Here is a 15260-nt window from a genome sequence, read left to right as displayed (position 1 = left end):
ATTTTTCACTACTGAATAATTTTCATTTACGCAACCGCATTTAGAGCATGCTTTTGGAACATATGTAAGCACTGCGTTTAATACCTTAAACTCAATACCTCTTATTTTTTCAATTCCATCTCCTGTAAATACTAAATTTTTATCGCTAACTCCTAGAATATTTGATATAATATTATTTGAACACATGTTAAGCCTCCTTGTTTTTTTGTTGTCGTGACTTAATTATACAACGAGTTTGACATGTGTTCTTTATTTTTTTAAAAAATAATAGCGCTGATAGTAATTAGTCCATTTTTGTCTAACGACAATTATGGATTTTTTATTACCATCAACGCTAAATATTATACAGCCATTTTTTATTCCTTCAACTTTTTACAAAACGACGCAAAAACATATCAAGAAGTCTTATATACCAACTTTCCATCAACAAATGTATAAAGTACTTTAGCATCTGTGTCTAGCCCCAGTCTGCCCTTAACTAATATAACATCAGCATCCTTACCTTTTTCTAAGCTTCCTACTCTTTCATCGACTCCCATCATTTTTGCTGGATTTATTGTAACCATCTTCCATGCTCTTTGGTAGTCAAGTCCTTCCCTAACTGCCTCTCCAACATGATGATAAAGTGATTCTTCACTTAAAATAGGTGAATCTGTAATAATAGCTACATTAACACCTTTATCGTCCAACATCTTTACAGATTCAATATCAACCTTACGTCTCTCCCCCGGAGCTCTATAAGTTGCAATTGGACCATAACAAATACCGCATCCACTTTCAACAATTTCGTCTATATAATCTGTTGCACCCCATGCATGTTCTAGTGAAAACTTTAGATTATATTCATTTGCAACTTCTATAGCTGTAATCATATCATATTGAGTGCAATGTATTTTACATGGAACATCACCTTTTAAAGCTGGTACTATAGCTTCTAGATTAGCATCATATTCTTGTTCTTTACCAGACTCTTTATTTTCCATATAAGTCTTAGCTTTTTCAAATGTATCCCACAGTACATGAGCTACTCCCATTCTTGTCATAGGAAGGGTTGACCTACTTCCATATGTGCCCTTAGGGTTTCCTCCTAGTGCTATCTTTACAGCACAAGGTGCTTTTATAGTCATATCAAAAATGTTTGTTCCATATGATTTTGCAGCTATTGCTTGTCCACAGAATACATTTCCACTTCCTGGGGTTATAAGAAGAGTTGTGATTCCATGTTCATAAGATACCTTAAACTCCCTAGCAAGTGGGTTTACTCCATATCTAACATCAACTGCAGCAGTGTTAGGAGATGTCATCTCGTTAGCATCATCTACTCCAACACTATCATTAAAATCAAATACTCCTATATGAGTATGAGCATCTATTAATCCAGGCATTACATATAGTCCTTTAGCATCTATTATTTCTGCAGCTTCACAGCTTAATGATTTACCAATTTCAGCTATTTTGCCATCACGAAGTAATATATCTCCTTCAAAAGTAGCTTCATTATCTACCATAGTACATAACATACCATTTTTAATTAAAGTCTCTTTCATTATATAATTACCTCCCCATTTACAATACTTTTGACAACCTTAGCCGCATAAGAAGAAACAGGGTGCTCTGTGAAAATAGATATATCTGCATCTTTTCCAACTTCTATACTACCTATTTTATCATCTACGCCTAGCATTTTAGCTGGGTTTATACACATCATCTTTACTACTTCTTCTGCCTCTACACCTGCACGATATACTTCAATGCCATTCCATATAAATACTTCACGTCCTTCAGAGCGTCCACCATTAGTATTAGAAAAAGCTATAAGATTTCCATTTTGAATTAATTCATTAACTTTTGATAAATCCATATTATGTTTTGCTAGTTGAGACATGTTATTTATATTACCTAAAATAATATTAGCTGATGTTTGCTTAATCTCATCTATACAATCTGAAAATCCAAACGCATCAACTATATTTAAAGATATATTTTTATTATTTAGTAAATGTAATAAGCCTGTAATCTCTCCCTTTGTACAAGCGGCACAGAATACTGGTAATTCACCTTTATCAAAAGCAGATAATATTATTCTATCACTCTTACTTAGCTCGTCCTCTTTAATAGATTTAGCTTTTCTTATTGTTTCTTCAAGTAAATAGAAAATTCCCATACGAGTCATTGGTAATTGTTTTCTTTCACCGTATTCATCTTTTACCGGTTGTTCTACACTACATTTTAAAGCTACTTTTTCTCTTACAATACGTTTTTTAATCTTCATAGGAGCAGTCTTAAATACAGTAATCTGTCCACCTATAACATTAGTATTATCAGGGGTTATTCCCAGTGATGTAACCCCACTTTTATATAATTCTTGAGCATTTACTTCATCAGGATCTATGCTATAACGTATATTCATCTCTGGAGTAACAGGACTTGATACTTCTCTATTATCCATATTTTTTGTTGGCATACCAAGAGCACCAATAGATGAGTGAGGATCAATAAATCCTGGAAATACATGCATATTAGCTGCATCAATTACCTTAGCATCCTGCCTTTCAATTCCAATTCCAACTTCAATGATTTTGTCACCTTCTATTAGAATATCTGTATTCTCTTGTATAGAGCCATCTCCTATATGTACAGTACCACTTTTTATCAGATACATTTCTTCATTCCCCCCGTAAAAAGCAAGAGACGATTTCAAAACCGTCTCTTCCCAACCTATTTTAAGTATTGTATTCTACTACTTATCCTTTACTAGTTATTTAATGTAAACGTTTGCCCAGTCAATCTTACCATTAGTAGATACATATAATCCTTTTACTCTCTTATTAACATAAGAATTAGTTTTTGTTTGGTATTGAGGCGCAACCATTGCAGTTCCAACTAATAATTGTTCTGCTTCAAGGTATATGTTAGCTAATTCTTGCTCATCAGTTATATTTTTTGCTTTGTCAAGTAATTCTTTAAATTGTTTTGAATCTTCATTGTCCCAACCAGTTTTCTTAGCATTGAAGTATCCACTTTCTGGTTCAAATAATGATAATATACCACTTGGTTCATTATAATATGGTCCCCAACCACCAGAAGCTAAATCGTAGTCGCCAGCGTCGATTTTTTCCCACACTATATTCCATTCCATCATATCGATTTGTACTTTAATTCCTAAAGTTTCTTCCCACTGTTGTTTTAATAATTCAGCAATTTTTTTAGATACTTCATTTGTTCCACGGCTCGCATAACGGATAGTTACTTGAGATGGATCCTCACCTTTACCTAATTCCTTTAATCCTTCTATTAATAAAGCTTTTGGATCTGGATTGTCTTTTTTAAGTTGTTCTACTATATAGTTTTTACCACCAACTAACTCTGTATAAGATTTCTCCCCAATGTTCATAGTATCTGGTATTACAGATGTATTAACTACTGCATTTCCATGCCATACCGTTTCTTTAAGAGCTTCACGATCCATAGCCATTGATAACGCTTGACGAATCTTAGTGTTCTTTAAGAATTCATTATTACTATTAAACATTATGAAATCTGGTGCATTTATAGGAACTGAGAATTCTTCTGCTAAACCACTTTCTTGTATTTGCTTAGACCAGTTAGGATCAGAAGTAGAAACATAATCTAAATCATTACCCATAAATGCTTGAACAGCAGTTGTTTCTTCTTGAATTACTTTGTAATTCATTTTTTCTAACTTAACATCATTAGCTCTCCAGTACTTATCATTTTTAACTAATACCATCTCTGTATTTTGGTTCCAACTCTCAACAGCGAATGGTCCACTGTAAAGAGTTTTTTCTGGAGTTGTTCCATATGCATTTCCCCACTCTTCATATTTATCTTGTCTTACAGGATATAAATTGGTTACAAGTTCTGGAAAATATGTTGCTGGATGTTCTAATTTTATTTCTAATGTATTTTCATCTGGGCAACTAACACCGATATCTTCAGGTTTTGCACCATTGTATAATGCATCTTCAAATCCTGTTATCATACCTTCATATAGCCATGCATTTGTAGCTGCTATTTTAGGATCTGCCATTAATTTTAAAGTATATTCGAAATCTTTTGCTTTTAAAGTTTCCCCATCACTCCATTTTCTGTCATCTGTAAACTTAAATGTATAAGTTTTTCCATCTTCACTTACTTCGTATTCTGCTGCAGCTGCTGGTACAATTTCAGACTTATTTCCCTCTAAAGCACGATCTCTTAATAATGGTTCTGACACCATGTTATGTGCATTGTTATCTGGTGCTGTTGTATTTAGTATTGGGTTTAATCCAACTACAACACTGTTGTAATAATAGTTTAATACTTGTTCTCCTGATCCTCCATCACCTTTTTTAGTGCTACTACATCCTACAAGACCTGTTGCAACTAGTGTTATAACCAATAGACTCGATAGTAATTTCTTTTTAATCTTCATAAATTAATGACCCCTCCGTATATAATATATTTTAGATTCCCAAGCTATATTAATATAGCCTTTCCCCATAGCTTATTTAAAAAACTACTTTCTGATATATCCATCTAATAGAAAGTAATTTTTAAATACGTTCTATTATAATACTTATACTGCTTTGATACTCTATATTTCTCCTACCCTATGACATGCAACAAAATGTTCTTCACCTATCTCTTTTAGTGTAGGTGTTTCTGTTTTGCATAAATCAGTTGCATATTGGCATCTAGTCACAAATCTACAGCCTGATTTTGGATTAATCGGACTTGGTATTTCACCATCTAACGGTATTCTTGTTTTGTTTTTTTCTTCTTCTGGATCTGGAATTGGAATTGCAGACATCAACGCTCTTGTATATGGATGTTTAGGATTCTCGTACAACTCATGACTCTCTGCAAACTCTACAATATGCCCCAAATACATTACTGCTACACGGTCTGATATATGTTTTACCATAGATAAATCGTGTGCTATAAATAAATAAGTTAAATTCTTCTTTTCCTGTAATTTAATAAGTAGATTTACAACCTGTGCTTGTATTGATACATCAAGTGCTGAAATAGGCTCATCGCACACTATAAATTCTGGTTCAATTGCAAGTGCTCTTGCTATTCCTATACGTTGTCTTTGACCACCAGAGAATTCATGGGGAAAACGTTGAGCATGCTCTTTGTTTAAACCTACAAGCTCAAGTAACTCATGCACCTTCTGAGTACGGTTATTCCCTTTATATAATCCATGTATATCTATACCCTCTCCAATTATATCCTCTACAGTCATACGAGGATTTAGAGATGAGTATGGATCTTGGAATATAATCTGTGCTTTTCTAGTGAAGTCTTTTCTAGCTTTTTTATCTAACTTATGTATATCTACACCTTCAAATAAAACTTCTCCATCAGATGCTCCATAAAGCCCCATGACAGTCTTTCCACATGTAGTTTTTCCACATCCTGACTCCCCTACAAGCCCTAATGTTTCTCCTTTATATATCTTAAAATTTACACCATCAACTGCCTTTAAAGTTTTATTTCTACCTACTTTAAAGTGTTTCTTTAGATTTTTCACCTCTATTAAAACTTCTTTTTCTGCCATTATAGTTCACCTTCTTGAATCATATTTTTAGGTAATCCACTCTTATCTGCCTTTGGATGATGTAACCAACAAGAACTTTCTTGTGTTTCACTCAAAACTTCAGTTCTAGGATACTGTTCTCTGCAAATCATCATTCCATACTCGCAACGTGGAGCAAATGAGCATCCTTTAGGTGGATTAATCAAGTCTGGAGGAGTTCCTTTTAGTGAATATAATGTTTCTTTATGAATATTTGTAATTTTAGGTACAGATTTTAATAGAGCTCTTGAGTATGGATGTGTAGATTTGTAAAAAATCTCATCTACAGTCCCACGCTCAACTACCTTCCCTGCATACATTACCTGAATTCTATCAGCTACACTTGCTACTACACCTAAGTCATGTGTTACAAGAATAACTGCCATATTTAACTCTTTTTGTAGTTCTTGAATCAAATCCATAATTTGAGCTTGTATAGTAACATCAAGGGCAGTTGTAGGTTCATCTGCTATTAATACTTCTGGTTTACATGCAAGTGCTATGGCTATCATAGCTCTTTGTCTCATGCCACCAGAAAACTCAAATGGATATTGTTTCATTCTTTCTGTAGCATTTGGAATCTTAACTAATTCTAACATTTCTATTGCACGTTTATGTGCTTCTTCTTTAGATATATTATTATGAAGTAATATACTCTCCATAATTTGATCTCCAATTTTCATAGTTGGATTCAACGAAGTCATGGGATCTTGGAATATCATTGAAATCTTACTTCCTCTAATACTCGCCATTTCCTTCTCTGATTTTTTTAGAAGATCTTCTCCTCCAAATAAAATCTCTGAATTTTCACTCCCACCTATTGTGGTATTTTCCTTAGGTAATAAACCTAAGATTGCTTTTGAGGTTACAGTTTTCCCACACCCTGATTCACCTACTATTGCTAGTATTTCTCCTTTGTTTAAGTGAAAATCTACTCCTCTTACCGCGTGCGATTTACCAGCATATGTCTTAAAGGAAACATGTAAGTTTTTCACTTCTAATATTTGTTCACCCATCATAATCCCCCCTACTTTCTAAGCTTTGGATCTAGCGCATCTGATAAGCCGTCTCCAATTAAATGAAATGATAACATCGTTAATACAATTAGTAAACAAGGGAAGAATAATTGATATGGATAAAACATCAATTGCATTTGTCCAGCTGAAGCCAATGCTCCCCAACTGGTTTCTGGCGGTCTAACGCCTAAGCCAATATAACTTAGGAATGCTTCACTGAATATAAATCCAGGAATAGACATCGTGACACTAACCATAATAATCCCTAATGTATTTGGTAGTAAGTGTTTTATAATGATTCTAGTTGTTGAAGCACCTAGCGCTTCTGCAGCTTGAACATAATCCTGCTCTTTAATTTGTAAAATCTGTCCACGTACCATTCGTGTTGTACCAACCCAGGACGTAAGACTCATTGCAAATATTAAAGAGAACATACTTCTCCCCATAATCATTGATAAAATCACTACTATAATTAAATATGGTAAATTTCCTATTAATTCACACAACCTCATTATAAGGTCATCTACTATACCACCCTTTAAACCTGCTAATGCACCTAATGCTGAACCTATAACAAACATTACTAATGTACAACTTAACCCCATGTAAATTGATATTCTTCCACCTACACATACTCTAGTGAATAAATCACGTCCCATATCATCAGTTCCAAACCAATGTTGAGAATTTGGTGCAAGATTCTTATTTGAAGCATCAATCAATTGATAGTCTAATCCTTTTATTGATGGGCCTAGAAATAATAAAAGTACTATTCCCACTATTAATATAAGACCCAATATAGCCATTTTGTTAGACTTAAACCTTCTCCATACATCTGCCCAATATGTAACAGACTTACGTGCGATTTCTTCATTCGATAGTCCTTCAGTTCCAATCCTTTTAAATAAATTATCATTATCTAAGTCGGTATCTTTAGAAAGAGCATTCTGTTCAATCTTTTCCATCATCGTCACCTCTTATTTATTTCCTTTCGCAACTCTTATACGTGGATCTACAATTCCATATAATATATCAACAAGAATTAGCGCTACAACAAATAATATTGCAAAGAATATTGTTAACCCAATTACCATCGTATAGTCATTATCTGAAACTGCCTTTACATAATAAAAACCTAGACCTGGAATAGAGAACATCTTCTCTAGTACAAAAGATCCTGCAAAAACGCTTGCTAAAGCTGGCCCTATCATAGTAACAATCGGTATCATTGAGTTTCTAAGCATATGTTTTCTAACTGTTCTACCTGGACTGCATCCTTTTGCTTTTGCTGTAATGATGTAATCCTCACTTATTACTGATAAAGTACTACTTCTCATATACTTCGTATACGAAGCTATTCCACCTAGTGCATAAGCTGCAACCGGAAGTAAATAATGTTGCCATGTTCCCCAACCAAATACAGGCGCTACTTTCCACTTAAATGCCAAGAAGTATTGCAATAGTGCTGCAAATACAAAACTTGGTATACAAATTGCCAATACAACCATAAATCTAATAGTATGATCCACTGCTTTTCCTCTGTTTAATGCAGAGACCAAACCTAACCCTACCCCAATCGTAATTTGAAGAGCTATTGCTATAAGACCAATTTTAACAGATACCCATACATTTTCTTTAATTACATCATTTGCAGATTTTCCTGTGTAAATAATAGATTCTCCAAAGTCTCCTGTTGTAATTAATTTCTTCATATAGATTGTATATCTTTCAGATATTGGCTTATCCAATCCGTATTTCTCTCGAATAACCCCTTGCGCCTGTTCAGGCATTTGACCTACCTTCGCCGCAATCGGATCACCAGGAGCTCCTGCGACTAAAAAAAATGTAGCCGTAGTTATTAGAAACAATGTGACTGCTGCATATGCTAATCTTTTTCCAATAAACCTTAGCATCTTTATCCCCCCTTTTTAACTTATTTAGATTTAGTAAAATCTTGTTATTATTATATCTACTTTATTATAAATTGTCAATCAATTCCAAAATTTAATTGTTGTTTTATTCTGACTTTTGAATATTTCCCAATACCTTTGAAAGCATTTATTCATCAAGTTTCTCAGTAAAATATCTATATTTTTGATAAAATCTATACTCCAAATAAATTAAATTTCCTAGAAATTTCAATGTATTATAGGATCAATAAAATAGCTCTAAAAACATTTCACAAATTTAATTCCGAATAATAATATATTATATATAAAGATCAATTCAGAAAAATTTATATTTATTTTGCAAATACCTATGATGTTAATTCAGAAAAATGAATAAAAAAATCTATATTAATTACATATACTTTGTTATAATTTAATCATAAAAACAAATAAATTATGTCTATACTATAAATAATAACGTTTTTTATTCAATCTTTTAAAAATATTTGTATATTTTTTATCTTTTAAACTACAACCACTGAAGGTAAAATATGTGTGAAATACTTAATCCTTATACGCCCACTATATTTCGTCTGTATAGTATTTAGCATTGATGATAATAAAAAATCACCCTCTATATGTTTCTACATAAAGAGAGTGATTTAATAAGTCTAAGCTCTAAGCAATTTGTTCTAATTCAACTTGGTTAGAGTATTATCATACTACATAATTATTATTTTATCATCACAACTTATCTATTAAATCAGATACCAATAACTCAATTTTTTCTTTTGGAAAATATCCCGTTGTAATACAAGCTGGACCATTATTATTTCCAACACCTACGACTTTAACGTCTATGCTATAACACTTAAATAGTCTGGCAAGTAAACTTTGATTCATCTCTATTGACCTAATATCTTTTTTTGCTATTGTAAATTCTTTATTAGCAAACAAACCATAATTCCAATAAATATATTTTTCATTAGATTTAACAGTATAGCCATAGTATTTTGCAATATTTTTAATGGCATTATATCCAAAGGTTATCAGCAATAAAAGTATTGATATAATAGAAAAACTCTCAAAGATATCGGATATAGTGAGTATAAATAATCCACATCCCATTAAAATAGCCGTTATTGAGGTGCTTAAAAAAATATGCCTCCAAAACTCATGACCCTTATACTCATAGACTTGATCAAACTTATAAAGTAAATACCCTTGTATACCTCTACGCTTTTTTCATCAATTGAATATTTAATTCTCTTATATCCTACTACTTGAGTAAGAATCATATCTAATAGTATCCAGCCTATTATGATATAAAAAATATAATTTGTATTTTCTTTGATGACTTTTGGAGTAAATCCAAATGAATTTACGAAAATACCTATTATGAATACTACAGCTAAAATTACTATAGCTGAAATTAAATCCGTTATAAACATATTATATTTTGCTTTTTTAGGTAATTTTTTTAAAATACGCTGCACTTTATCAACTTCCTTTTTTAATATTTAACAGTTCTGTTCATTTGATGTACTGATTTTTGTTGTGATATAATCCATGACCCATCTTTTTAATTTTATTGTAACAATAAAATAATAATAAAAATTTTCAAGCATGTGATTACTCCTTAAGAAAATTTCATATAGCTTTCTTTCAAATTGAAGCTAAATATATAGGAAAATCTTCCTAATCACATTACAAAATAATAACTTTTTCAGTGTAGCCGTTTTAAAGGTTCACTGCAAAATCATGGACTTGTTTCATATCTTCTACTGTTGTCAGCTCCGTTCTTTACACCTTTATTGCATCATTACTTTTTAGGATTTATTTTTCCCTTTTGTTACTATTGTAAGTGCTGTACCTCCAACTAAAACTACCACACCTAATGCCGCTTTCCCTGTATCCTTGATTCGTTTAACGTGCTCATTTCTGCAATTTTCACAATATTTATGTTTATATCCTTCTGGGAGAAGTCTTTGACACTTCTTATTTTTACATTTTTTCTCCATCTTCTTCTCCTCCTAAAAGTTTGTGTTCTTCATTAAAAGGTAATGCCTTAATTTTCTTTTCTATATCTGGTAGCGTCTTAGACCAATAATTCTCTGGTGATGGGTCTATTAAATCCAATCTCTCTACCAATCCTTTAGTTTCAAGGTATGTTTTTTGTATATACCCTGCATAATACTGAAGGCTTAGCCGCGCTGCCTCAGTTTCTCCCATTTCCTGATAAGCAATTGCCTCAGTTAACGATACCATATTTACTGCACACAGACTTTCTCGAATTTCATTCATTCTCGAATTTACTTTTTCTGGAGCAGCACCAGAGATAAGTTTTCCCCATAATGATTCCGGCTGATTCTTTATAAATGTCAGATTAGCATTTTGACTCTGCATTAAAAGATTTCTGCTATCTTCTGCATCGGAAGCAATCCTCAATAAAGCCATTACTTTTAGTTCTGGATTTTTTATTGTCATTGCTTGCAATAATTTCTGTTGACAACTATATGCTGTAGCCAATCTATCATATTCTTGCCCTTGCCTTACTTCTTCAACTGCAACCTGTATAAGTTGAATCTGTTCTGCTATTTGAGCCATCTGCATTTGAGTTGCGTAACTCGTCATGGCCTGAGATATTTCTGGTGTAACCTTTACCCTCTTTAGTGAAACCGTAGATACTATTTTATTGGTTTTCGGATTCACAAGATTTGCCATTAATGAGCCATCTTTTTTTGTCATCAGCTTCAGAACTCCTTGAGCTATTTGAGACTTCTGATCATCTGTCAAAATAGCCTGAATTGTTTCATCCGGAATACTCGCCTTTACTGTATTTATAAACGCTGGTGCAGAATAGAGCATCTTTTCAATTTTATTTAATGTGACCTTTGCACTTTTAAGCAAAGGTTTAGCAACTTCGGGTACAGAAGAAAAATATCCATCTACATCAGTACAATAGTCTGAAACATCAACTATACCAATATCATCTGGAGAAATATAAATTGTGTCATCCATATGCACACCTACCTTTTATACTGAATTCTATAATATAAATTGTAAATTTTGCGAATCATCATTTACAATAATATCTTCAAAAGTTTTCTATCCTTATTCACAAATATAAGAAAATTAGCATAACTGTATTCCATTTGTATACAGCCGCACACCCTCTGTTCCTTTGCGGTTTGCTTTCAACTAATTTCACAATTAGGATAACTTATTGTACTACAATTTTTTGTAAATTTCAATTACACCACCTAATAGACAAATGCAGTTTTTGCAACAAAAATATCCTGCATTTCTGCAAGGTATAGTATAAATTAATTTGTGCCTTAGAATAATTTTTATACTCTATAGCAATATTATTTAATAATAGTTGTATGAAAATAATATCATTTCTCTTTAGCCTTCTATATCGTAACTTCTTAGATCACATAATTTTACTATATCTGTTATTCTTGCTAAATATAGTGGGCTAGCTCCTTTTTTAAAACTCGTACTACTGCACATACCTTATGCTTTCCATCAAAAATTCTATAGCGGCCACAACCGCTATTTAGATATATTTTATAGTGCTTGTTAAACTATTATTCACTATTACTTTCAAAATAGGTAAAACATCACTTTCAAACCATTCGTTTCGTTTTAACCAGCCTTGGTTTAACGGTGAAGGATGAACCATTGGTAAATATTCTGGTAAATATTCTTTAAAATTCCTCACTGTTTCAGTTAAGTTTTTTCCACATCGTTTACCTAAATAATATTTTTGTGAATAACTTCCGATAAGAATTATAGTTTCAATATGTGGCATCTCTTTTAGTAATAGTGGATGCCATTTTTCTGCAAATCCTTTTCGTGGTGGTATATCACCAGTTTTCGCTTTCCCTGGATAATAGAAATCCATCGGTAGTTGAGCGATACGATCAGTCTCATAAAACTTTTCTTTTGATATTCCCATCCATTCTCGTAGACGGTCACCACTCAAATCATTCCAAAATAAACGAGTTTCTTCTGCTTTGCGCCCTGGCGCTTGGCCAACTATGGCAATACGAGCATCTTTAGAAGCTTTAAATAAAGGCGGAATTCCTCTTATTGTATAAGAACTATTCATTGAATCAGACATTATTTCTTGTTTAATCTCCTCAAAAATTGTCATCTTATACACTCCTATTTAATTTTTTAGTAGCATTTTAAATATATCTTGCCCATATATTTCAAAGTATTATACACCCAAAAAAGGAGTTGTTGCTTGACTAGTTTCCTATTTTTGCAACATCTCCCTCCTTTAAATTATTAACTTTTTTTAACCAACCTATTTACTACTTCTTAGCAAAGGAAATAGTATAGACAAAGTTACTAGCTTCATAGTAATCAATAGGCTTATCATCTACTTCTGCATAAGGATAGCCGAAGTTATTTAGAGGTTCGCCAGCTTGTGCAGGTGCAAGAACTAGATCACGACCTCTGGATAATTCAACTCTTTGTGCATCCATGCTTCCCCAGAAGTATTCTTGTAGATCCTTAGTTTCCTTAGAATCCTTGTCCCAATTGTTCTTTAATGCAGCCTTAAGAACGTCAGCTGGATCTGCATTAACCCAACCAGTTCCTGGAAGATAGAATTGAGACCAGCAGTGCTGATTCTTAGTAATATCATCATCATTCATGCGAACACCGAACATTTCACGTGCTGGGATACCAGCTGCACGACATAATCCAATGAATACGGAGTTAATGTCAGTACACTTACCACCCTTAGTTACTAATAATTTTTCTACATCACCAATACCACAACCGATTACGGATTCATCACGGTTCATGTTAGCGATAACCCAATCATAGATGGCTCTAGACTTTTCCAATACGGTATTCTTATCCTTGGTAATTTCATCGGCTAATTTCTTCATATTACCATCAGTAACTACCATCTTGGATGACTTTAAGTATTCATCCATATCTTCAGGAATTGTTCCAGATTCCTTAAGTTCAGGTCTTAAAACTTCTGATCTCGTAGCTGCGAAGGAACAAGTTACTTTACGAGTAGCAGGATCTGCATTTTCATCCCATTCTACATAAAGCATCTGATTTCCTTCCTTGTCTTTTTCTAAGGAAGCCTTTGCTCCAGCTGCATCATACTTAACATCTTCCACTGTTTGTTCTTCATTAGTCTGTGCTACGGGCAACCATAGGCGAACTTTCTTACCTTTTTCGTACTTAGTTAGATCCACATTATAAGTTACAGTTCCATTGACTACCTTCTTTTCTACCTCAGTCGTTGTCTTAGTATCTCCATCACTTTCGGAAGGTGTAGTTTTTGTACAACCTGCAAGAAGTGACAAGGACATAACTACCCCAAGTACTATTACTGAAATTTTTCGTTTCATAGTAATTCCCCCTTAAATTTATGTTTTTTCTCCCAAATTATATCACAAATTTATTACGAAAAAATCATTATGCATAAAATCATCGTCAACCATAGAATATATCGATAATCAATTAAGAAACTATTGTAAATTTCAATTTTGTTCACCAACAACACTATAATAATTACAAGTAAAACCAAATGCTAATGCATCAATTAGAGCCAATTTAGACATATCAAATTTGCAAATATTGATACATTAGGATTTTTGCCCTCAAGCATTGTCTTTACTCTTAGACCTATAATTGATTAGTACTTTCTTAATTTCAAAGAAATTAAATAATTTATTCCAATTTTCTTGGAATCTTCTTGCGGTATCCTACTACGCTTATATTCTTTAAATCCTATTTTTTTATATAAATTCATTGCAGGGATATTTGTATCAGCAACTTCTTCAATAACATACTCGCTATAAGGAGTATTATCAAAGATATATTTAATTATTCGAAATGCTACTCCTTATCCACCGATTTCTTGCCCTCTTTTAATAATATTTGAAGTGGCATTTAACATTTCGGCATCTTGTTTTTTAATTTCGTTTTCCATGTGATTAGTTGCTCCTGATAAAATTGATTGTGTCATAAGAATTAATAGACTCGCTAACTCGTCTCCATCCACCATATCTTTATACACTACATCAACAAATTGTTTGAATATTTTTTTGGTGAATCATCCTACTTAAATAAATCTGAGACTCCTTTAATTCCATTAATGGAATATTCTACTAATTCATTAAATAATTCTTCTTTAGTCTTATAATTACGATAAATAGCCGAAATCTCTAGGTGATTTATTAAGCACAGTATCTCTTAAATCTTCTAGCATTTCATCAGTAAATGTACTAACTAAATCACCATGATTATCAAGCATCCACACCATACTTGTTCTACTTATTAATATATCTAATTACTGCTAAACGAAATTTTGCAAGTGTGCGCTGTACTTCTTCTGTGTGAATATCTCTGTATCTCATAATCACAGTACAGAGTAGAGATTCTATAGGTTTCTTTTGATATTTTTTTAAAATCATGGATCTATGTCAATATTTTAGACACAAATAATTGAATTTTTAACTTGCTCTAGCTATTTTTTCGCACTGTTCTGGTGATATGAAACCAATACTTCCATGAATTCTTTTTCTATTGTACCAACCTTCTATATATTCAAATAACCTTAGTTTTGCAGACTCAAAATCAAAATACTTAACCCTATAAACTTCTTCTTTCTTTAAAATGGCATGAAAAGATTCTATACAGGCATTGTCATAAGGACACCCCTTTTTACTAAAAGACTGAATTATTTTATTTTTTAATGTATAGTTGCTGAACTCAGAACTAGTGTATTGA

The 15260-nt window shown here is 32.6% G+C and carries 15 protein-coding genes and 1 pseudogene; all 16 read right to left on the bottom strand.

Features of this window, described 5'->3' with window-relative positions; all coding sequences use genetic code 11:
* Positions 1 to 186, bottom strand: a pseudogene (locus BUB34_RS11735) (ISL3 family transposase); the annotation flags it as partial.
* A 209-nt stretch (positions 187 to 395) separates the two neighbouring features.
* Positions 396 to 1547 carry an amidohydrolase family protein gene (locus BUB34_RS11730; RefSeq protein WP_200787932.1) on the bottom strand — a complete coding sequence of 384 codons (1152 nt, stop codon included), beginning with the start codon at positions 1545 to 1547 and terminating at the stop codon, positions 396 to 398.
* Positions 1547 to 2662, bottom strand: a complete 1116-nt coding sequence (locus BUB34_RS11725) for an amidohydrolase family protein (protein ID WP_073127523.1) — start codon at positions 2660 to 2662, stop codon at positions 1547 to 1549. Before BUB34_RS11725 ends, BUB34_RS11730 begins: the two co-directional genes overlap by 1 nt.
* A 96-nt stretch (positions 2663 to 2758) precedes the next feature.
* Positions 2759 to 4435 (bottom strand): peptide ABC transporter substrate-binding protein, encoded by a 1677-nt coding sequence (locus tag BUB34_RS11720; RefSeq protein ID WP_073127521.1) that lies wholly within the window; start codon positions 4433 to 4435, stop codon positions 2759 to 2761.
* 162 nt (positions 4436 to 4597) lie between these two features.
* The gene (locus tag BUB34_RS11715) at positions 4598 to 5566 is read right to left on the bottom strand and encodes an ABC transporter ATP-binding protein (RefSeq protein WP_073127519.1); all 969 of its coding nucleotides are present in this window, start codon (positions 5564 to 5566) and stop codon (positions 4598 to 4600) included.
* Positions 5566 to 6600, bottom strand: coding sequence for an ABC transporter ATP-binding protein (locus tag BUB34_RS11710; protein WP_073127517.1), 1035 nt, complete (start codon positions 6598 to 6600; stop codon positions 5566 to 5568). The genes BUB34_RS11715 and BUB34_RS11710 overlap by 1 nt, the downstream gene beginning before the upstream one ends.
* Before the next feature lie 11 nt (positions 6601 to 6611).
* Positions 6612 to 7565 (bottom strand): ABC transporter permease, encoded by a 954-nt coding sequence (locus tag BUB34_RS11705; RefSeq protein ID WP_084120393.1) that lies wholly within the window; start codon positions 7563 to 7565, stop codon positions 6612 to 6614.
* A 12-nt stretch (positions 7566 to 7577) separates the two neighbouring features.
* Positions 7578 to 8513, bottom strand: coding sequence for an ABC transporter permease (locus BUB34_RS11700; RefSeq protein ID WP_073127514.1), 936 nt, complete (start codon positions 8511 to 8513; stop codon positions 7578 to 7580).
* Positions 8514 to 9233: 720 nt separating this feature from the next.
* Positions 9234 to 9617, bottom strand: coding sequence for a PH domain-containing protein (locus tag BUB34_RS11695; RefSeq protein WP_073127512.1), 384 nt, complete (start codon positions 9615 to 9617; stop codon positions 9234 to 9236).
* A 23-nt stretch (positions 9618 to 9640) separates the two neighbouring features.
* Positions 9641 to 9985, bottom strand: a complete 345-nt coding sequence (locus BUB34_RS11690; RefSeq protein ID WP_073127510.1) for a hypothetical protein — start codon at positions 9983 to 9985, stop codon at positions 9641 to 9643.
* A 333-nt stretch (positions 9986 to 10318) separates the two neighbouring features.
* On the bottom strand, positions 10319 to 10510 hold the full coding sequence (locus tag BUB34_RS11685) for a hypothetical protein (RefSeq protein ID WP_073127508.1): 192 nt from the start codon (positions 10508 to 10510) through the stop codon (positions 10319 to 10321).
* On the bottom strand, positions 10494 to 11510 hold the full coding sequence (locus tag BUB34_RS11680; RefSeq protein WP_073127506.1) for a hypothetical protein: 1017 nt from the start codon (positions 11508 to 11510) through the stop codon (positions 10494 to 10496). Before BUB34_RS11680 ends, BUB34_RS11685 begins: the two co-directional genes overlap by 17 nt.
* 541 nt (positions 11511 to 12051) lie before the next feature.
* On the bottom strand, positions 12052 to 12651 hold the full coding sequence (locus BUB34_RS11675) for a uracil-DNA glycosylase family protein (RefSeq protein WP_073127504.1): 600 nt from the start codon (positions 12649 to 12651) through the stop codon (positions 12052 to 12054).
* Between the two features lie 163 nt (positions 12652 to 12814).
* A complete protein-coding gene (locus BUB34_RS11670; RefSeq protein ID WP_242948884.1) occupies positions 12815 to 13675 on the bottom strand; it encodes a transglutaminase-like domain-containing protein in 861 nt (286 codons plus the stop codon).
* A gap of 698 nt (positions 13676 to 14373) precedes the next feature.
* Positions 14374 to 14535, bottom strand: coding sequence for a hypothetical protein (locus BUB34_RS13290; RefSeq protein ID WP_159430063.1), 162 nt, complete (start codon positions 14533 to 14535; stop codon positions 14374 to 14376).
* 448 nt (positions 14536 to 14983) lie between these two features.
* The coding region (locus BUB34_RS11665) for an IS3 family transposase (RefSeq protein WP_143153385.1) at positions 14984 to 15260 on the bottom strand (277 nt) is incomplete at its 5' end.

The organism is Asaccharospora irregularis DSM 2635 (assembly GCF_900129815.1).
Classification (GTDB): domain Bacteria; phylum Bacillota; class Clostridia; order Peptostreptococcales; family Peptostreptococcaceae; genus Asaccharospora; species Asaccharospora irregularis.
Note: the sequence above shows the minus strand (reverse complement) of the source record. Positions and strands in the feature narration are given on the sequence as shown.